Raw genomic sequence first — 18,868 nt, forward strand, 5'->3', positions numbered from 1 at the left:
CGTTCTAGCAACGCCCAGGCCACGCAGGCGCGCCGGTCACCCGTTGGTGGGCGCGTCGCTGGGCCGGGTGGGAGAGGTAGTGGAGCGTTGGGCGGAGGCGTTGCCGTTTTCGAAGGCCAGGGAAGTTGATCGCGCGTAGGTTCGAACCGCTGGACTGTGGACGCTCTGTCGCGTCATGATTACGCGAAGGTGCCGATGGGTGCGTGCGCCTTGACCATCTCGCTCATCTGAGTGAGGGTCATACAAGTCCGCGAAACCGTCTTGACGCGGGAGATTGCCATGGACCTACAGTTCGTCGGAATTGACCCTGAGACCCAGGGCGGAGGGTCGCCCACGGTATGGGTGGACGCCGAGAGGCACGAGATCGTGATCCAGGGCTGGCGGACCGATGAGGCCACAACTGCCAAGATCAGCACCACGGAATGGGTCACCGGCCACGACATCGGCATCCCCGAGCACGAGACGGTCATCCGAGTGCCGGCACGCATGGTGCCGGCGTTGAGGGAGGCATGCGACAGTGTCGCAGGACGTACCGGACTTCAGTGAGCTGCTGAGGGCCGCGAATCGCACAGCGGTGCATCTGGAGATGCGCGATATCTACGGTGTGGGCGAGGAAGCCGAGGACTTCGCACACTTTCGGCGCACCGGAATACACCCCGATGCCGACCCCGCCATGGCGGACTGGGGCGGCTGGGTCTCGCTCGTTCGAGAGACCGTTGGGCGTGGTGTGGTGATGCGTCGGGCCCGCGTTGTCTCGGAGCCGGTTACCGACTACATCCGCTTCGAGCATGCGGGAACCGTCGTGAACTTGGCGGCAGGCGAAGAGGTCCGCTGGTTGCCCCGCCGCCTCGCCTCCGACCTCGCGCTTCCCGGGAACGACCTGTGGCTGATCGATGATCGGCTGGTGATGTTCCACTGGTTCACTGGCGACGGGGATTGGGCTGGTCATGAGTTCCACGAGGATCCGGCAACGGTGAAGATGGTGGCAGACGCCTTCGAAGCCGTGTGGGCGCGTGCCACCCCTCACGACCAGTACCGGGTCTGACCGGCCGCCGCCCGCCATCGGACAGCCACGCGCCCGATGCCTATCTCTCCCTCGTCCAGTGTTCAAGCCGCCAGGGCGGCCGTAGCGGCCCGTCTTCGCGATCTCATGATGGATGCAGGGCTGCGGGGCAACGAGTTGGCTGTCCGATGTGGATGGGCGCCGGCGAAGACAAGCCGACTGATCAATGCCAAAACGCTGCCCTCGGACGCCGACATTCGCGCGTGGTGTTCGGCATGCGGCGCCGGCGACCAGGCAGACGACCTGATCGCGACGGCTCGCACGGTCGAGTCGATGTATCTGGAGTGGCGACAGCTCCAGCGCAACGGCATGAAGAAGGTCCAGGAGAACTTCTACGCCCTGCACGAGCGGGCGGAGTTGAGTCGAGTATACGTCTCAAACGTGGTGCCGGGCTTCTTCCAGACCCCGGCCTACGCGACTGCCCTCCTGAAGACGATCACCCGATTTCAGCGAACACCTGATGATGTGTCCGCCGCGGTAGCCGCCCGGCTCGCCCGGTGCCGCTTCTTGTACGAAGGCGGTCACCGGTTCGCTGTCGTCATGGAGGAGACAGTGCTTCGGCACCGCATCGGCGATGCGGCCACTATGGCTGGTCAATTAGGGCACCTGCTCACCGTGATGCCGTTGGCCTCCGTCTCGCTCGGGATCATCCCGTTCGGCGCTGAACGGACCATGTGGCCGTTGGAAGCGTTCTATCTGTACGACGATCAGCACCTCGTCGTCGAGACGTTGACCGCTGAGATCAATGTGACTCAGCCTCGTGAAGTCGCCGACTACGGGCGAGCGTTCGCCGAACTCTCCTCGATGGCTGTTCACGGTGAGGCTGCGCGGGCGCACATCTTGGCGGCGGTGGACTCACTCGGCTGAGTGGTTGCGCGAAATTTCGTGAAACTTCGTTGAGTGGCTTCTTGGTTACTCCCTACCGTCGTCGGCATGGCAGAACTTGCGGCGCCGCCGCAGCCCGCCGCTGGGCTGTCGTGCGCAGACGAACCCCTGACCTATGACCAGTTGCACGAGCGGGCGTGCATCGTCTGTGGTGGTGCGGAGGGGCCGCCGGCCTCGGCCGGCCATCGCACGGTGGCCGGGCTGACCTGGGCCGTGGTCACGTGCCTCGACCATGCCGGGGAGGTCTGCCAGTGACCATCACCGACCGCAGGCACACCGACCTCTACGTCAGTGCCGCGACCTTCCTCACCCAGTACCGCCTGCACCCGGACCCCGCCGGCTACCTGGCGCACGGGTATGTGGACCTCTGCCTCGCCGCGTGGCCGACCGCGAGTGGTGCGGAGCTGGACCTGGCCACGCGGTGGGCGGTGTGGACCTGGGTCGTGGATGACGTGTTCGACAGCGAGATGGTCGGTCAACCACCCCAGACGGTAGGTGAGTTCGCCCTGTCGCTCCTGCTGGTGGCCGGGGGGAGCGCACGACCCTCGCCGGTCGACCGTCCAACCGTGCACGCGCTGGCCGACCTGGTCCGGGACACCCGGGAGCTGATGCCGACCGGCTGGTGGCAACGCTACGTCGCCCACTTGGAGGGCTGGGTGCACGCGGCCTGCGCCAAGCTGACCGATTTCGCGCAGCCGGCGCGGACCCCGACGCTGCGCGAGTACCTGACGCTCCGGCCTGCGGATGGTGCGATGCTGCTCGCCGCGATGTGGTGCGAGCTGGCCGAGCAGTGCATCACCCCCGACTGGAACGACGCCCTGGTGCAGTCACTCCTCCGCAGTTTCTCCACGGTCGGATTCCTGACCAATGACCTCGCCGCGGACAAGGCGGACACCTTCACCGCGACAAGGGCGCTGGCGGCCGGTCAAGGGCTCTCCGGAAGCGAGGCCCAGGAGCAGGTCCGGGTGCTGTTGGGCGCTGAGGAGTGCCGGTTCTGGTGGCTGTACACGGCCGTTCGGGAGGACGACCTCGACGCCGCGACAAGCCGCTTCGCGCTCGGCCTGGACCGCTTCCGTCGGGCTCTCACGGAGTGGACCGCCGGCAGCGTCCGCTACGTGCCGGCGGATCCGAAGACACCACAACGCGCGGAGGAGCAGGCATGCGCGACGCTTCACCTGTGTCCTTGACCAGGCCGCCCTCTGTCCAGGAGCAGGCGCGTGCCGAGCTGCGGGCTCTCGGTGTGCGCCTCGACGAGGCGGCGGCCCGGGGCGCGTCCGGCACTCTGCTGGACGCGCTGCTCGGGTCGATGAGTCAGGCCCACGAGCGGATCAGCGAGCAACTGGCCCAGGAACTCCGCAGCGGGGTGGCCGGCCCCTAGCGGTCGGCGTCACCGTGATGCGGCTCCGGGTGAGGCAGGTCCAGGGTCACGGGGGCCGGGGTGTGGGCGTGGACCGTGCCGTCGGCGGTGACCTGGACGGTGAGGGGGGAGCCGGCGATCTGGAGGCCTGTGACGGTGAGGGGGAGCAGTGCGGTGTTGGCAGCGGGGCGGATGGTGAGGTGACCGGCGGGGACGTCTGCCTCCAGGCCGAGCAGGGCCTGGAGCAGGGCGACGGCGGCGGCTGCCGACCAGGCCTGGGGGCGGCAGGAGGCGGGGTAGGGGGCGGGGCGGCGGGAGGTGTGGCGGGGGGTGCCGGCGAAGAGTTCGGGCAGCCGGGCCTCGAAGGCGGGCGCGGCGGCGATCAGATGTTCGGCCAGTCGGCGGGCGTGGTCCGGGAATCCGGCCCGGGCCAGGCCGTGCACGGCGATGGCGGTGTCGTGCGGCCAGATGCTGCCGACGTGGTAGCCGAGCGGGTTGTAGCCGCCGTTCTCGGTGGCGTAGGTGCGCAGCCCGTAGCCGTCCGCCAGGCCCGGGCCGAGCAGTCGGTCGGCGACCAGGCGGCTCTCGGCGGCGTCGAGCAGGCCGGTGCCCAGCAGGTGGCCCATCCCCGAAGTGACCGAGTCCACCGGGCGTTTGTCGGCGTCGAGCGCGATGGCGGGGTAGCGGCCCTGCTCGTCGGCCACCCAGAAGCGGCGGCGGAACGCCTCCCGGAGGCGGGCGGCCCAGTCGCGGTAGCGGGCGGCGCCCGGGCGGCCGAAGGCGTCCAGCAGGTCGGCGCCGGCGATCGCCGCCTGGTGGGCGTAGGCCTGCACCTCGCAGAGCGCGATCGGGGCCTTGGCCTGGGAGCCGTCGCGGAACCGGATCGAGTCGCCGGAGTCCTTCCAGCCCTGGTTGGCCAGGCCCGTGCCGGTGCCGTCGATGTACTCCAGCAGGCCGTCGCCATCCGGATCGCCGTACTCCGTCAGCCAGTTGAGGGCCGCTTCGAGGTGCGGCAGCAGTGCGGCGACCTCGGCGTCCGGCAGGCCCCAGCGCCAGGCGTCGTGCAGCAGCGAGATCCACAGCGGGGTGGCGTCGATGGTGCCGAAGTAGCGCGGGGGCAGTCGGGTGCCGCCCGCCAACTCCTGCTGCTCGGCGCGGACTTCGTGCAGGATCTTGCCGGGCTGCTCCTCGGTGGCGGCGACGGTGGCCCGGCCCTGGCGGCGGGCCAGGGTGCGCAGGGTGCCGGCCGCGAGGCCGGTGCCGAGCGGGAGCAGCATCCGCGCCGTCCACAGTGAGTCGCGGCCGAACAGGGTGAGGAACCAGGGTGCGCCGGCCGCCGCGAACAGGTCGCCGGGGGCCTGGGGGTCGGCCAGCAGCAGACGGCTCAGGTCCTGCTCGGACTGGGTCAGCAGGCGGGTGAAGTCCGCGTCGGCGCAGCGGACTTCGAGCGTGTCCCAGGGACGGTCGGTGGCCGCGACGGGGTCGAAGGGGGTGGGTGTGCCGCTCTCGGCGCGGGCGGTGAGGGCCCGGCGCCAGGTCTGGCCGGGGGCCAGCGAGAGGGGGAAGAGCAGGGTGCCCTCGGTGCCCTCCGCAAGGATGGCCGGATCGGTGGCGGCGTCGGTGGCGGCGTCGCTCGCGGTCAGGGTGAGCCGGTCGCCGCCTGCCGTCCAGACCAGCCCCGGTCCCTCGCAGGCCGCCGGGACCGCCGCGAGCACCGCTCCCGCCTTGACCGCGTCCATCGCGGCGAAGTCCGCCCGCGCCGTGACCCGCAGGGTGCACGCCACGTGCTGGGAGCCGTGGTTGGTGACCTCGATCAGCTCGGTGAAGCGGGCCGGCGCCACCGAGCGCTCCCGGCGCAGCGTGACGGCGGGGTCGGCCGTGCTCTGCCCGACCTGGCGCAGCACCGCCTCGAAGACCGCGCGGTCGGCGGCCTCGGTCACCGCGTTGGTCGCCGCGAGCCGCACCCCGTCGACCGTGAGGTGCAGCGAGCGCAGGTAGCGCCGGTCGCCGTGGTAGAAGCCGTCGACGGCCGCCGCGAGATCGCCGTCCGCCCGCGAGGCCACGAACGAGGGTGCCCACAGGATGAGCCGGGCGTCGTGCACGAAGGGCTGACCCTCCGTCTGTGGCCCTGCGGTGGCCGGGGATTGGCCGGTGGCATGGTCAGTGGCCGGCGGGTTGGGGCGAGAGCTGTCGTGCGTCATCTTCTGAGGACCTTCGACCTTCTTGATTTCCCGGGAGCGGCGTGTACAGTCAGCGTCGATCGGAGAGTTGGAACGATCCAATTGATCCGACCGACACCGTACCCGAAACATCGGATGGCGCAGGAGATGGACAAAGACGTTCCCTCGTACGGGGATTCCCAGTCCCCGTCGGCCGCCCAAGCACGGACCGCTCCCCAGCCCCGGTCCCGTCCCGCGACGATGGCCGAGGTCGCGGCCCACGCGCAGGTCGGCCGGCAGACCGTCTCGAACGCGATCAACAGCCCTGAGCTGTTGCGCCCCGAGACCCTCGCCCGGGTCAGGGCCGCGATCGACGAGCTGGGCTACCGGCCGCACGCGGCCGCCCGCTCGCTGCGCCGCCGTGAGTCGCGTACCCTCGGCTACGCGCTGGAGCCCAGCATCGCGGGCCGTTCCAACGCGGTGCACGACCGCTTCCTGCACGCGTTGACCGAGGCGGCCGACGCGGTGGGCCACCGGCTGCTGGTCTTCCCCGCCGCCAGTGCCGAGCAGGAGATCCAGCGCTACGACCAACTCCTGCGCGAGCAGGCCGTGGACGCGTTCGTGCTGGACCGCACCCGCACCGCCGACCCCCGGCACCGCTGGCTGCACGACAGCGGCGTGCCGTTCGTCGCCTTCGGGCGCTCCTGGGGCAAGGAGGGCTTCGGCGACTGGGTGGACGTGGACGGCGCGGCGGGCACCGAAGCCGCCACCGAGCACCTGGCGGCCGCCGGGCACCGCCTGATCGGCCTGCTCGGCTGGCCGCAGGACAGCGACGCCGGCGAGGACCGGGCCGCCGGCTGGCGCCGGGCGCTGGAGCGGCGCGGCCTGCCGCTCACCGGGCTGCGGGCCGCCGCGGTGAACTCCGCCGAGGACGCCCGCCGCGCCGCCCGGGTGCTGCTGGAGCGCGAGGTGACCGCGATCGTGGCGCTCAGCGACACCCTGGCGCTCGGCTGCTACGACGTGCTGCGCGAACGGGGGTTGCGGCCGGGGCCGGACGTGGCGGTCACCGGGTTCGACGACTCGCCGATCGCGGCCCTGCTCGACCCCGCCCTCAGCTCGGTGGAGCAGCCCTTGGAGCAGGTCGCCCTGGACTGCGTGCGCCTGCTGCTGGCCCGGCTCGCCGATCCCCGGAGAGAGGCCGAACAGAAGCTCCTGACGCCCCGGCTGATCGTGCGCCAGAGTTCACGGACGAGCGGCATCCTCCGTTAGGGCTTGTCCGTCCCTGCGGCGTGTCAGGCAAGCCCGGGGAGCTGCCCGGGCTTGCCTGACACGCCCGGGGACCTGTCCGGTCCCGTACCGCCCCCATCCCTCGCATCACCGGATATGACATTCGGAGGACGACCATGCGCCGCATAGCCCTTCTTCCCCTCGCGGCCGGCGGACTGACGCTTGCCATGCTCACCACGGCCTGCTCCTCGGGCTTCGGCAAAACCGCGGCCAGCCAGCAGAGTTCGGGAAAACAGCAGCTCACCGTGCTGATCGCCACCTCCGGCGCCGCGGAGACCGACGCGGTCAAGGCGGCCACCAGCGCCTGGGCGAAGGCCACCGGCAACAGCGTCACGGTGGACGTCGCACAGAACATGGACCAGCAGCTGGGCCAGGCCTTCGCCGGCGACAATCCGCCCGACGTCTTCTACGTCTCCTCCGACCAGTTCTCCACCTACGCCAAGCGCGGTGCCCTGTACGCCTACGGCGACCAGCTCAAGGAGCGCGACTCCTACAGCCCCACCCTGCTCGGCGCGTTCAGCTACGGCGGCAAGCTGTACTGCGCGCCCAAGGACCAGTCGACGCTCGCGCTGGCGATCAACACCGACCTGTGGCACAAGGCCGGGCTGACCGACGCCGACTACCCGAAGACCTGGGACCAGTTGGCGGCGGTGGCCGGGAAGCTCACCGGTGGCGGCGTCACGGGCCTGTCGGTCAACGCCGACTACAACGAGCTCGGCGGCTTCTTCAGGCAGGCGGGCGGCTGGCTGACCGACGCCGACCAGACGAAGATGACGGCGAGCGATCAGAGCAACGTCCAGGCCCTGGGCTACGTCAAGAAGTTGCTGACCGACGGCGTGCTGAAGTTCCCCAAGGACCTGGACGCCGGCTGGGGTGGCGAGGCCTTCGGCAAGGGCCGGGCCGCGATGACCATCGAGGGCAACTGGCTGGCCGGTGCGATGGCCAAGGACTACCCGACCACCCCGTACACCCTCGTCCCGCTGCCCGAGGGGCCGGCCGGCAAGGGCACCATGGACTTCACCGACTGCTGGGGCGTGGCCGCCAAGAGCCGGCACCAGGCGGCCGCGGTCGACCTGATCAACGAACTGACGAGCGACAGCAATCAGTTGACCTTCGCCAGGACGGTCGGCGTGATGCCCTCCAAGCAGACGCTGCTGGCCGCCTACAAGCAGCAGGACCCGAAGTCCAGCGCCTGGGCGGACGGCACCTCCTACGCCCAACTCCCGGTGAACGCCCCCGACATGCGGCAGGTGATGGCCCAGTTCAACACCTCGCTCGCGCAGTTGGCGACCAGCGATCCGGCCAAGCTACTGGCCGACCTGCAGAAGAACGGTGAGAGCGCGCTGAGCGGAAACGCCCGATGAGAACGGCCACCGCGGAGGCCGCCGCCACGGCACCGGGACGCGGCGCCACCACCGCCGCCCGGCGCGGGCCGGCCTCGGCGCGCGGCCAGGGCCTGTGGGGCTGGCTCTTCGTCAGCCCGATGGTGGTGATCCTCGGGCTCTTCCTGGTGCTGCCCGTCGTGATGGCGCTCTGGGTCAGCCTGTTGAACTGGGACGGCCAGTCCAACCCGTTCTCCGGTGCCGCCGACTTCGTGGGCCTGCGCAACTACCAGGACCTCTTCACCCACGACGGCCTGACCCGCACGCTCTTCATGACCTCGCTGCGCAACAACCTCTACTACGTGCTGCTGGTCGTCCCGCTCCAGACCGGCCTCGCGCTCGCCCTGGCACTGGCCGTCAACCAGCGGCGGCTGCGCGGCAAGGGCCTGTTCCGGACCGCGTTCTACTTCCCGTCCGTGACCAGCTCGATCGCGGTCTCCACGGTCTTCCTCTTCCTCTTCCAGAGCAGCGGCGCGGTCAACAGCCTGCTCAAGTGGGTCGGTATCAAGGGGCCGAACTGGTTCACCGACGCGCGCGGCCTGGTCTGGGTGGTGCTCGGCGGCCTCGGCCTGGTCGACCCGGCCGCCCCGCCCGCCGCGCTGGCCGACCACGGCATGCTCGGACTCTCCTGGTGGGACTGGTTCTCCGGGCCGTCGATCGCCATGTGCACCATCATCTTCCTGGTGGTCTGGACCACCTCGGGCACCTTCATGCTGATGTTCCTCGCGGCCCTGCAGGACATCCCCGAGGCGCAGTTGGAGTCGGCCCGGCTGGACGGCGCCAACCGGCGCCAGGTGCTGCGCCATGTCATCGTGCCAGCCCTGCGCCCGGTGCTCTTCCTGGTCATCACCCTTGGCCTGATCGGGACTTGGCAGGTCTTCGACCAGGTGTACGTGATGAGCCAGGGCGCGCCCGACAACACCACGCTGACCCCGGCCTACCTCTCCTACAGCGTGAGCTTCAAGGACGCGCGGTACGGCACCGGCGCGGCGATCTCCTTCGTACTGCTGGCGATCATCCTGCTGATGACCGGGCTGCAGCGTCTGGTGCTGCGCGAACGCGACGGGCGGAGCAGGCGTGGCCGTGGCAACGGACCGACCCGGAAGGCGGGCCGATGAGCGCGCCGACTCCCGTGCGGGACAGGCCGGGAGGCCGGGCCCGGCGCAGCTGGTCCGGCCGGCCAGGGCTGCTCGGTACGCTGCTGCTGTCGGTGCTGGCGCTGGTCTTCCTGCTGCCCTTCCTGCTCCAACTGGCCACCACCTTCAAGACCGACCCGCAGGCCGCCTCCTCGCCGCTGAGCCTGATCCCGCACCCGTTCACGCTGGCCGGCTACCGGCAGCTGTTCGGCGGTGGCGGCTCGGACGGCGTGCCGTTCATGACCTGGCTGGGCAACTCGGTGCTGGTCACCGTGGTGGTCACCATCGGGCGGGTGTTCCTCGACTCGTTGGCCGGCTACGCGCTGTCCCGGCTGCGCTTCCCCGGCCGCGGCCTGCTGACCGTGGCGCTGATCTCGGTGATGGCCGTGCCGGGCGTGGTGCTGATGATCCCCAAGTTCCTGGTGGTCCAGTACCTCGGCATCTACGACAGCTACACCGCGATGATCGTGCCGCTGCTGGTGGACGCGGTCGGCGTCTTCATCATGAAGCAGTTCTTCGAGTCGGTGCCGCGCGAGATCGAGGAGGCCGCACGGGTGGACGGTGCGGGGGTCTGGCGCACCTACTGGTCGGTGATCCTGCCGATGGCCAGGCCCGCGCTGATCACCCTCACCGTCCTGTCGTTCCAGGGTTCCTGGAACGAGTTCACCCACTTCGTGGTCACCACCCAGTCCGCCGACCACGCCACGCTGACCACCGGTCTGGTGCAGTTCGTCTCCGGCGGCCTGGGCTCGGGCACCCAGTACCCGCTGAAGCTGACCGCCGCGCTGCTGGCCACCATCCCGGTGGCGGTCGTCTTCTTCGTCTTCCAGCGCCACTTCGTGCGGGGCGGCAGCGCGGGGGCGGTCAAGGAGTGAGAGGCGCAAGGGCTGGGGCCCTCAAGGAGTGAGGCGGCGCCAAGTGAGGGTGCGCCAGGTGAGCTGCGCCAAGGGTCAGGCCGCCGCGCCGCCGTCGATCACCAGGTCGGTGCCGACGACCGCACCGGCCGCGTCCGAGGCCAGGTAGAGGACGGCCGCCGCCACCTCCGCCACCTGGGCGACCCGGCCCAGCGGCGTCTCGGTCCTCATCCGGTCCGCCCGCTGCGCCTCGGTCTCGCCGGGGCGCAGCGACATGCTGGTGGCGGACGAGCCGGGGCTGACGGCGTTGATCCGCACGCCGTCACCGATGTGGTCCAGCGCCGCGCCCCGGGTCAGTGCCGAGACGGCGGCCTTGCTGGTGGCGTAGGCGACCAGGTTGGGGATCCGCCGGTGGGCGCCGAGGTTGGAGGCGATGTTGACGATCGCGCCGCCCCCGTGCGCCTTCATGTGGGCGATCTCGTGCTTCATGGCCAGCCAGACGCCGGTGACGTTGGTCTCCAGCAGCTCCTGCCAGTCGGCGTGTGCGACCTCGGCCACCGGGCCGACCGCGCGCAGGATCCCCGCGTTGTTGACCGCCACGTCGAGACCGCCGAACGCCTCGACTGTCCGGCGCACCAGCGCCTCGACGTCGGCGGGACGCGTGGTGTCGGCCACCACGGCCAGGCCCCGGCCGCCCGCGGTCTCGATCAGCCCGAGGGTCTCGTCCAGGCTGCGCGCGGTGCGTCCGGCGACGACGACCTTGGCGCCCTCGGCGGCGAAGGCGAGCGCGATGGCCCGGCCGAGACCGGAGCCGCCGCCGGTGACGAGGACGGTCCGGTCGGTGAAGCGGGCGGTGGTGCTCGTGGTCATGGTGGTGGTTTCCGTTCTGTGGTCTGATCTATCTGGAATGATCGTTCCTGAATGAGCCCATCCGCCGGTACGGGTGAACGGCGTCGGGCGGGCACGCCGGGCCGGACGGGCGGGGCTCGCGGGCGCGGTCTGTGCGCAGCCTCAGCCGAGCAGCGACTCCGCCTGTGCGATCGCGTCCCGGACCCGGCCGTCGTCGCCGGTGGCCTTGCCCACCAGCCGCACGCCCTGCAGCAGGACCAGCAGCAGCCTCGCCAGCGCTCGTGGCTCCTTCTGCGGCCCCAGCTCGCCCTGGGCCTGCGCCCGGGTCAGCGCGGCGGCCAGCAAGGTCTCCAGCTGGTCCCAGCTCGCCAGCACCCGGCGCGCCGACTCGCCGTCGTGGGAGGCGAGTTCGGCCGCCACGTTGACCACGAAGCAGCCGCGTCCGCGCTGCTCGCCGACCGCCTCCAGGGCGAAGCGGCGCAGCACCGCGCGCACCGCCGGCAGGGCCGGGCCGGGCTGCGAGAGCTCGGCCAGCAGGCGCGGGCCGACCAGCTCGTCGTACCGGTCGAGCGCCTTGAGGTAGAGGTCGTGCTTGCTGCCGAAGGTGGCGTACAGGCTTGCCCGGCCGACCCCGAGGTGCTCCACCAGGTCGGCCATCGACGTCGCCTCGTAGCCGCGCTCCCAGAACAGCTCCAGGGCCGACTGCAGCGCGGCGGCGGGATCGAACTCCTTGGTCCTGGCCATACCGGGAGCGTAGATCAATCTGGAACGAACGGTCAAGAAAGAGCGAGGATGATCGGCGGCCGCTTCGGCCGCGGCGGACTCAGAGCTTCCCTTGAGGCTTCCCGGCGCCCGGGAGTGCCATGCTGAGGACAAGAGGCCCTATCCAGGGAGGTTCTGATGGACGGTCACAGCGGTGGCGGCGACTTCGGCGGCGGGCACCACGGAGGCCATTTCGGCGGCGGGCACCATCACGGGGGTCACCACCACGGGGGCCGCCACCATCACCACCACGACGGCGGGAACGCCCTGCCGCCCGTGGTGCCGGTGAACCGGTGGAGCGGTGGCGGGCGCGGCGGCCGGGCGCCGAGTGGGGTCGGTACGCTGCTCCTCATGGCCGCCGTCCTGGTCGTGTTCGCGCTCGCGCTCTTCTTCCGCTGACCACCGCTGACCACCGCTGATCACCGCTGATCACCGCGCCCCGGGAGGGGTCGCGCCGCTCGCCTATGCTGAGGCCGTGCGCCTACTGATGGTCGAGGACGAGGAGCGGCTCGCGGAGTCGCTCAGCCGGGGGCTACGAGCCGAAGGCTATGTGGTGGACGTGGTCGGCGACGGCCTCAGCGGGCTCGAACAGGCCCGCGACGGCCAGTACGCGGCGATCGTGCTCGACCTGATGCTGCCCGGGATGAACGGCTTCCGGGTCTGCCAGGAGCTGCGCCGGGACGAGAACCCGGTGCCGATCCTGATGCTCACCGCGAAGAACGGTGAGTACGACGAGGCGGAGGCGCTGGACTGCGGGGCTGACGACTTCCTCAGCAAGCCGTTCTCCTACGTGGTGCTGACCGCCCGGCTGCGGGCCCTGCTGCGCCGCGGCGCCGGTGCCCGGCCGGCCGTGCTGGCGGTGGGGGACCTGCAGGTCGATCCGGCCGCCCGCGCCTGCACGGTGCGCGGGGACACGCTGCGGCTGACCCCCAAGGAGTTCGGCGTCCTGGAGTGCCTGATCCGGCGCCCGAACCAGGCGCTGTCCAAGACCGAGATCCTGGACAGCGTCTGGGACAGCGCTTTTCGCGGCGACGTCAACATCGTCGAGGTCTACATCGCCGCGCTGCGCCGCAAGCTCGACGAGGCGGGCGCGCACTGCCTGATCGAGACCGTCCGGGGGCACGGCTACCGGCTGGTGGCCGTGGCGGGCTGAGCCGGCCGCTCGCGAAGCCGCCCGGCTCGGCCGGGTGGACCAGCCTCCAGCCCCCCAGCCCCCCAGCCCCCCCAGCCCCCCAGCCCCCCAGCCCCCCAGCCCCCAGGCCCTCGCCCTCAGCGCGCGGCGGAGTCCAGCGGCACCGGTGGCTGCGGAGCGGGCGGCGGGGTGGGCCGCTCGCGGTGCGGCGCCGGCGGCTCGGCGGCGGTCAGTGTCGTCAGCACGGCACGGGCCAGCTCGGCGGCCTGACCGCGGATCTCCGGCATCGCGGTGGACTCCAGCAACTCCCCGCGGCGCAGCAGGCCCAGCGTCCACAGCGGTGCCGGGGCCTGTGCGGCGGCGGGGCGCAGCCGGCCGTCGGCGGCGGTGGCCAGCCCCAGGCCGATCGGGCCCGCGGTGGCCAGCCCACGCCGGAACAGGGCGTGGTGCAGCGCGTCGTCACTGCTGGTCAGCTCGGCCGGGGCGCCGGTGCAGTTGACCACGGCGGAGGCCGTGAGCAGCCGGCCGTCGCTCAGTCGCACCCGCACCGCCCGCCCCTCGGCGGGCTCGGCGCCCGTGACCTCGGCCGCGGCGATGGTCAGCCGGCCCTGGTCGAGCAGCTCCGCGAGGGCGGCGGCGGTGGCGGGCGCCAGGCGATGGCGGTGCACCTCCCACTGGCGCAGGTCCTCGCGCAGGAAGTCGGCGCGGTCGGCCTCCGACAGGCACTGCCACAGAGCGCTGGTGTGCGGGCGCAGGCTGTCGATGCCCGGACGCCAGTCGCCGTGGTCGCGGCGGGCGCGGGCCAGGTGCCGGTGGACGACGCGGCGCAGCCCGGTCAGTCCGGCCGCTGCCGTGAGACCGTCCGGTGCGTCCAACGCCGGTGCGGGGGTGGCGCGGTGGCCGTGCGGGGCCAGGCCGTGGCGGGACACGGCGTGCACCACCCGGCCCGGGCGGGCCAGCGAGATGGCGGTGTCGGCCATGGTCAGCCCGGTGCCGACCAGCAGCACCTCGCCCTCCGTGGGCACCGCGGCGAGCGCCCCGGGCGCCCAGGGGTCGGCGACGAAGGCGGGATGCTCGCCCAGCGCCGCCGGCGCCCAGTGCCGGCCCGGCGCGCGCAGGCCGAGCGCCAGCACGGCGGCCTGCACCCTCACCCGCTCCCCGTCGGTCAGGCTCAGCTCGACGCCCTCGGGCAGCGCGGCGGCGTCCACCACCCGTTGGCGCACGTGGTGCAGCCGGCCGTAGCCGTCGGCCGTGGTGACCGCCTGCCGCAGCACGTGGGTGAGATAGCGGCCGTAGGTGTGCCGGGGGACGAAGTCGTACGGCTGGTAGCCGTCGGCCGAAGCCGGACAGGACTCCCAGGCGGCCAGCCAGCGCAGGAAGTGGTCGGGGTCGTCGGGGAAGGCGCTCATCCCGCAGGCGGGGACGTTCAGCAGGTGGCGCAGGTCCTCGGTGCCGTAGGCGACGCCGGGGCCGGCGGTCTCGGCGGGGTCGATCAGCCAGACCTCCAGTGGGAGTCGACGCTCGGCGGCGCCGTGAAGCAGCTGAGCGGCGGTCAGCGTGCCCGCGGCGCCCGCGCCCACCACCGCGACCCGGCGGGCGGCCGGGCCCGGCCGCCCGGGCCGCGGGGCGGAGGGCGGCGCGGGGTCGGGCGCGGGACCGGCCAGGGGATCGGCGGCGTGCTGCGGCGTACTGGCGTTCATGGGAGAGGGAGCCCCTTTCGGCAGCGGACCGTCCGTCAGTTGTCCGGCACCCACCGAACGTTCGGTCCAAGGACGGCAGATGGGTGCCCGCCCTCATCATGCTCGCGTCACCGGGCAAATTCAGCCGAATGTGCCACGACCACCCGGCCGCCCCGCACCGGCCGCCGCCGTCACCGTTCCCGTCACCGCCGCCGTCACCGTCCCCGTTCCCGCCACCGCCCCCGTCCCCGTTCCCGTTCCCGCCCCCGTCCCCGTCCCCGTTCCCGTTCCCGCCCCCGTCCCCGTTCCCGCCACCGCACCCGGCGGCTCTCACCGGCGCAGCGCGTGCTCTGGGTGCGCTGTCGCAAATATGGGGGCCGCCCCCCATGTCGCCCCACCGGCACGATGGCATGCTCAGGGGCATGACCGAGGCGGGGACGGCCGACAGCACGGCGCAACAGGAGACACCCTGGTGGGTGCGGGGCGTGGCACTCACCGAGCGGCTGCGCTGCGGGCCGCCGTCCGGGCAGCACGGCGGGTCGCCCGACCCGGCGGAACGGGCGAACCGGCGGCTGAGCCGGTGGCGCGCGGACTTCGCCCAGCCGGGCCTGTTCGCCGCCCGGCTGGGCGAGGTGGGCCTCGACGAGGAGGGGCTGCGTACCCTGCTCGCCGAGGCCCCCGAGACCCTGGCCGCCCGGCTGGAGCGGCCCGACTGGGCCGAGGCGGTGGAACGGGTGCTCGCCGCGGCCCCGGCCCGGCTGCCGGCCGGCGGCAGCGAGTTCACCTGGGACGAGGGCTTCAGCGCGATCCTCGCCCCCTTCACCGAGGACGCCACCGACCAGCTGATCGGCGCCGCCCGCGCGGCGGGCCTGGCGTCGGTCGCCGATCTGCGGGCCCTGGGGGACTGCTTCCGCGTTCAGCTGAGCAGCCGGCTCGTCCACCTGGCCCGGCGCACCCTGGTGCTGGAACTCAACGTGCTGCGGGTCAGCGACCGCCTGGTCGGCGAGACCCCGGAGCGCCGCTTCGCCGACTTCGTGCACCGCAGCGGCGAGCGCGCGGGGCTGACCGCGCTGCTCACCGAGTACCCCGTGCTGGCCCGCCTGCTGGCGCAGCGCGCCGGACACGCCGTCGCGGCCTGGCGCGAGCTGCTCGACCGGTTCCGGGCCGACCGCGCCGAGCTGGTGGCCACCCTGCTCGGCGGCCGGAACCCCGGGGCGCTGACCGAGATCGACCTGAGCGCCGGCGACAGCCACGACGGGGGCCGGGCGGTGGCGCTGCTGCGCTTCGCCTCGGGCGACCGGCTGGTCTACAAGCCCCGGCCCCAGGCCGTGCACGGGCACTTCAACACCGCGCTGCGCTGGCTCAACGACCGGCTGCCCAACGTCGATCTGCGGGTGCTCCGGCTGCTGGAGCGGCCCGGCTACGGCTGGCTGGAGTACGCCGCCGCCGCGCCCTGCACCTGGGCCGCCCAACTGGACAGCTTCTACTACCGCACCGGCGCGCTGCTCGCGCTGCTGCACGCGCTCGGCGGCACCGACGTCCACTACGAGAACCTGATCGCCTGCGCCGACCAGCCCGTGCTGGTCGACCTGGAGACGCTCTTCCACCCCGCGCTGACCCCGGCGGGTACCGCCGACGGCGACCCGGCGCTGCACGCCCTGCACCGCTCGGTCTACCGGATCGCGCTGCTGCCGCACCTGCGGGTGGGCGAGCGCGGCGCGCTGGACGTCTCCGGGCTCGGTGGCGACAAGGGCCGCCCGTTGCCGGCCGACGCGGTGGGCTGGCAGGCGCCCGGCACCGACGAGATGCTGCTGGTCCGGGGCCCGTCGATGTTCCGCGGCGCCGACAACCGGCCCAGCTGGAACGGCACCGACGCCGACCCCGGTACCTTCACCGAGCCGCTGCTGGCCGGGTTCCGGGCCGGCTACGAGACGATCAGCGCGCACCGCGGCGAACTGACCGGCCCCGGCGGCCTGCTGGCCATCTTCGCCGAGGACCGGACCCGGGTGGTGGTCCGCGACACCCTGCGCTACGCCACCCTGCTCGACGAGTCGACCCACCCCGACGTGCTGCGCGACGCGCTGGACCGGGACCGGCTGCTCGATCTGCTGTGGCGCGAGTCGGCCGGGGACCAGGCCCGCTGGCCGCTGGTCGGCGCCGAGCTGGCCGAGCTGTGGGCGGGCGACATCCCGCTGCTGACCTGCCGCCCCGCCGCGGCGCGGCCCGCGATCGGCGGGGTCACCATGGCCGCCGCGTTCGCCGAGAGCGGCCTGGCCCGGGTGACCGCCCAGCTGCACGCGATGAGCCGCACCGACCGCTACGACCAGGAGTGGATCATCCGCGCCTCGCTGGCCACTCGCTCGGACGGCGACGCCCACCGGCCCGGCACACCGCTGACCGGCCGCCAGGAGGGCACCGTCCCCGACCCCGAACGGCTGCTGGCCGCCGCCTGCGGCATCGCCGACCAGATCCTGACCGGGGCGCACGACGACGGCCGCCGGGTCAACTGGCTGGCACTGGAACCGATCGAGGACCGGCACTGGGCGGTGATGCCGCAGGGCGCCGGCCTGGCCAACGGCTACTGCGGCACGGCGCTCTTCCTGGCCCAGCTCGCCGACCTGACCGGGATCGAGCGGTACGCCGCCGTGGCCCGGCGGGCGCTGCGCCCGGTGCCCGAGGTGCTGGCCGCGCTGGCCGCCGACCCGGAGCACCTGGCGGCGGTCGGCAGCGGCGGCTTCGAGGGGCTGGGCGGCATCTCCTACGCCCTCAGCCAGCTGTCCGGGCTGCTGGACGCCCCCGAGATCGCCGGCTGGACCGAGCAGGCGGTGCTGCTGACGGCCCGTACGGTGGAGTCCGCCCTCTCCGCCGACCTCGGCGACCGGTCCGGGGACTGCCGGGAGCGGACGGGGGAGGGGGCCTGGCCCGGCGAGGAGTACGGCGTGCTGACCGGGCTGGCGGGCTGCCTGGCGGCGATGGTCGCGGTGCACCGCACCAGCGGGGTGCCGCTGGCGCTCGACACCGCGGAGCGCTGCGCCTGGCGGCTGGCCGCGCTGCCGGCCCAGAGCTGCGCCCCGAGCGGTTCCGCCGGCGGTTTCGCGAGCGGTTTCGCCAGCGGCCGGGCCGGCGTGGGCTGGGCGCTGCTGCGGTTCGCGGCGGCGGGCGGCGGCCAGGAGTACGCGGAGCTGGGCCTGCGGCAGTTGGAGCGGGCGATCGCGGCCCACTCGGTGGCCGGCCACGCGGCCGCGGGCCGGGCCGCTCACCCGCCGACCGGTCACCCCGCCGGCCGTCCGACCGGCCGTCCGCGCACCGGTCCGCCGCCGGCGGGCCGCGCGGTGGCGGGCCGCGGCGAGGGCCCGGGCGGCAGCGGGGAGGGGACGGGGGGTCCCTCGGTCACGGGCTGGTGCACCGGCGCGGCGGGCCTGGCCCTGGCCGTGGCCGACAGCCGGGCCGTCGCCCCGCCGCCCGGCCTGGCCGCCTTCGTCGAGCGCACCGTCGCCGCGCTGACGGACCAGGGACCGCTGCCCAACCACAGCCTGTGCCACGGCGAACTGGGCTCGCTCGAACTGCTGCTCACCGCAGGGCCGGACGGCCGCACCATGGCCGGTCCCGCCGTCGCCCGGGCCGGCGCGCTGCTCTCCTCGCTGGACCGGCTCGGCCCGCAGTGCGGCACGCCCAACCGGGTCAGCAGTCCCGGGCTGCTCAACGGCCTGGCGGGAATCGGCCATGGGCTGCTTCGGCTCGGGTTCGGTGCTCGGATACCCTCGGCACTGCTGCTCCAGTCGCCACCGCCGTGAGCCACCACGGTGCACCACTGCCGTGAGCCACCACGGTGAACTACGGTGAACCGCCACCACCGGTGCGGCCGTTGTTCCGTTGTCCGACCATCCACCTACCCGACCGCCACCACCTGACTTGGCCGTGCGTCACCATCACCACGCCGTACGGCCACCAGCGCGGCTCGACCCCGCCGCGCGGCTGCCCACGGGAAGGAAAGCCTTGAACGTCGAAGAACTGGTCCGGTACTGGAAGGACCCGGAGGCCCGGACGGGTGCCGCCCACGCCCACCCGGCCGGCGAGATCACCCTGGAGGAGCACTCCCGCTCCGGCCGGCGGGCGGCCCTGCTGGCGGGCCTGGACGCTTCCGCCACGGGTGGCCGGGGCAACGGCTACACCCTGGTGCCGATCGGGACCAGTGTTTCGAGCCCCTGACGATCGATCACCCTCGGTGGATCGCCCCCTGCTGGGGACCACCCTCGGCTGATCGCGCCCTGCTGACCACCCCATGCTGACCACCCCTGACGATCACCCAGCTGATCATCCGCC

At 72.8% G+C, this 18,868-nt stretch carries 18 protein-coding genes; 14 read left to right on the forward strand and 4 right to left on the reverse strand.

Annotation, left to right across the window (positions count from 1 at the left end):
* Positions 1–279: 279 nt before the first annotated feature.
* From ACFZB9_RS11210 to ACFZB9_RS11235, 6 genes are all read left to right on the forward strand, one after another.
* A complete protein-coding gene (locus ACFZB9_RS11210; protein ID WP_391445851.1) occupies positions 280–546 on the forward strand; it encodes a hypothetical protein in 267 nt (88 codons plus the stop codon).
* On the forward strand, positions 518–1,045 hold the full coding sequence (locus ACFZB9_RS11215) for a DUF6879 family protein (RefSeq protein ID WP_391445852.1): 528 nt from the start codon (positions 518–520) through the stop codon (positions 1,043–1,045). Before ACFZB9_RS11210 ends, ACFZB9_RS11215 begins: the two co-directional genes overlap by 29 nt.
* A 36-nt stretch (positions 1,046–1,081) precedes the next feature.
* Complete coding sequence (locus tag ACFZB9_RS11220) at positions 1,082–1,930, forward strand: helix-turn-helix domain-containing protein (RefSeq protein WP_391445854.1); 849 nt, start codon at positions 1,082–1,084, stop codon at positions 1,928–1,930.
* 66 nt (positions 1,931–1,996) lie between these two features.
* A complete protein-coding gene (locus ACFZB9_RS11225; RefSeq protein WP_391445856.1) occupies positions 1,997–2,203 on the forward strand; it encodes a hypothetical protein in 207 nt (68 codons plus the stop codon).
* Complete coding sequence (locus tag ACFZB9_RS11230; RefSeq protein ID WP_391445857.1) at positions 2,200–3,135, forward strand: hypothetical protein; 936 nt, start codon at positions 2,200–2,202, stop codon at positions 3,133–3,135. The genes ACFZB9_RS11225 and ACFZB9_RS11230 overlap by 4 nt, the downstream gene beginning before the upstream one ends.
* Positions 3,126–3,326, forward strand: a complete 201-nt coding sequence (locus ACFZB9_RS11235) for a hypothetical protein (RefSeq protein ID WP_391445859.1) — start codon at positions 3,126–3,128, stop codon at positions 3,324–3,326. The genes ACFZB9_RS11230 and ACFZB9_RS11235 overlap by 10 nt, the downstream gene beginning before the upstream one ends.
* Here ACFZB9_RS11235 and ACFZB9_RS11240 read toward each other — a convergent pair.
* The gene (locus ACFZB9_RS11240) at positions 3,323–5,407 is read right to left on the reverse strand and encodes a glycogen debranching N-terminal domain-containing protein (RefSeq protein ID WP_391445861.1); all 2,085 of its coding nucleotides are present in this window, start codon (positions 5,405–5,407) and stop codon (positions 3,323–3,325) included. The two genes, ACFZB9_RS11235 and ACFZB9_RS11240, sit on opposite strands and share 4 nt — an antisense overlap.
* A gap of 318 nt (positions 5,408–5,725) precedes the next feature.
* On the opposite strand from ACFZB9_RS11240, the gene ACFZB9_RS11245 reads away from it, so the two are divergent.
* From ACFZB9_RS11245 to ACFZB9_RS11260, 4 genes are all read left to right on the forward strand, one after another.
* Positions 5,726–6,733 carry a LacI family DNA-binding transcriptional regulator gene (locus ACFZB9_RS11245; RefSeq protein WP_391445863.1) on the forward strand — a complete coding sequence of 336 codons (1,008 nt, stop codon included), beginning with the start codon at positions 5,726–5,728 and terminating at the stop codon, positions 6,731–6,733.
* A 134-nt stretch (positions 6,734–6,867) separates the two neighbouring features.
* Positions 6,868–8,115: an extracellular solute-binding protein gene (locus ACFZB9_RS11250; protein WP_391445865.1), complete on the forward strand. Its 1,248-nt coding sequence runs from the start codon at positions 6,868–6,870 to the stop codon at positions 8,113–8,115.
* Positions 8,112–9,251, forward strand: a complete 1,140-nt coding sequence (locus ACFZB9_RS11255; RefSeq protein ID WP_391445867.1) for a carbohydrate ABC transporter permease — start codon at positions 8,112–8,114, stop codon at positions 9,249–9,251. The genes ACFZB9_RS11250 and ACFZB9_RS11255 overlap by 4 nt, the downstream gene beginning before the upstream one ends.
* Complete coding sequence (locus ACFZB9_RS11260) at positions 9,248–10,144, forward strand: carbohydrate ABC transporter permease (protein ID WP_391445869.1); 897 nt, start codon at positions 9,248–9,250, stop codon at positions 10,142–10,144. Before ACFZB9_RS11255 ends, ACFZB9_RS11260 begins: the two co-directional genes overlap by 4 nt.
* A 75-nt stretch (positions 10,145–10,219) precedes the next feature.
* Here ACFZB9_RS11260 and ACFZB9_RS11265 read toward each other — a convergent pair whose 3' ends face one another.
* A complete protein-coding gene (locus ACFZB9_RS11265) occupies positions 10,220–10,993 on the reverse strand; it encodes an SDR family NAD(P)-dependent oxidoreductase (RefSeq protein WP_391445871.1) in 774 nt (257 codons plus the stop codon).
* A 141-nt stretch (positions 10,994–11,134) separates the two neighbouring features.
* Positions 11,135–11,716, reverse strand: coding sequence for a TetR/AcrR family transcriptional regulator (locus ACFZB9_RS11270; protein WP_391445873.1), 582 nt, complete (start codon positions 11,714–11,716; stop codon positions 11,135–11,137).
* 156 nt (positions 11,717–11,872) lie between these two features.
* Between ACFZB9_RS11270 and ACFZB9_RS11275 the strand changes: the two genes are divergently transcribed.
* Together ACFZB9_RS11275 and ACFZB9_RS11280 are read left to right on the forward strand one after the other, a co-directional pair.
* On the forward strand, positions 11,873–12,133 hold the full coding sequence (locus ACFZB9_RS11275; RefSeq protein ID WP_391445874.1) for a hypothetical protein: 261 nt from the start codon (positions 11,873–11,875) through the stop codon (positions 12,131–12,133).
* A 76-nt stretch (positions 12,134–12,209) separates the two neighbouring features.
* Positions 12,210–12,887 (forward strand): response regulator transcription factor, encoded by a 678-nt coding sequence (locus ACFZB9_RS11280; protein ID WP_391445876.1) that lies wholly within the window; start codon positions 12,210–12,212, stop codon positions 12,885–12,887.
* A gap of 116 nt (positions 12,888–13,003) precedes the next feature.
* On the opposite strand, the gene ACFZB9_RS11285 is transcribed toward ACFZB9_RS11280, so the two are convergent.
* Entirely contained in the window at positions 13,004–14,566 is a 1,563-nt protein-coding gene (locus ACFZB9_RS11285; protein WP_391445877.1) for an FAD/NAD(P)-binding protein, read from the reverse strand.
* Positions 14,567–14,967: 401 nt separating this feature from the next.
* Here ACFZB9_RS11285 and ACFZB9_RS11290 point away from each other — a divergent pair, with 401 nt between their 5' ends.
* Both ACFZB9_RS11290 and ACFZB9_RS11295 read left to right on the forward strand, forming a co-directional pair.
* Positions 14,968–18,339 (forward strand): type 2 lanthipeptide synthetase LanM family protein, encoded by a 3,372-nt coding sequence (locus ACFZB9_RS11290; RefSeq protein WP_391445879.1) that lies wholly within the window; start codon positions 14,968–14,970, stop codon positions 18,337–18,339.
* A 202-nt stretch (positions 18,340–18,541) separates the two neighbouring features.
* Positions 18,542–18,754: a mersacidin/lichenicidin family type 2 lantibiotic gene (locus tag ACFZB9_RS11295; protein WP_391445880.1), complete on the forward strand. Its 213-nt coding sequence runs from the start codon at positions 18,542–18,544 to the stop codon at positions 18,752–18,754.
* The last annotated feature ends 114 nt before the right edge of the window (positions 18,755–18,868 follow it).

Origin of the sequence: Kitasatospora sp. NPDC008050 (assembly GCF_042957465.1) — a bacterium.
Taxonomy (GTDB): Bacteria; Actinomycetota; Actinomycetes; order Streptomycetales; family Streptomycetaceae; genus Kitasatospora.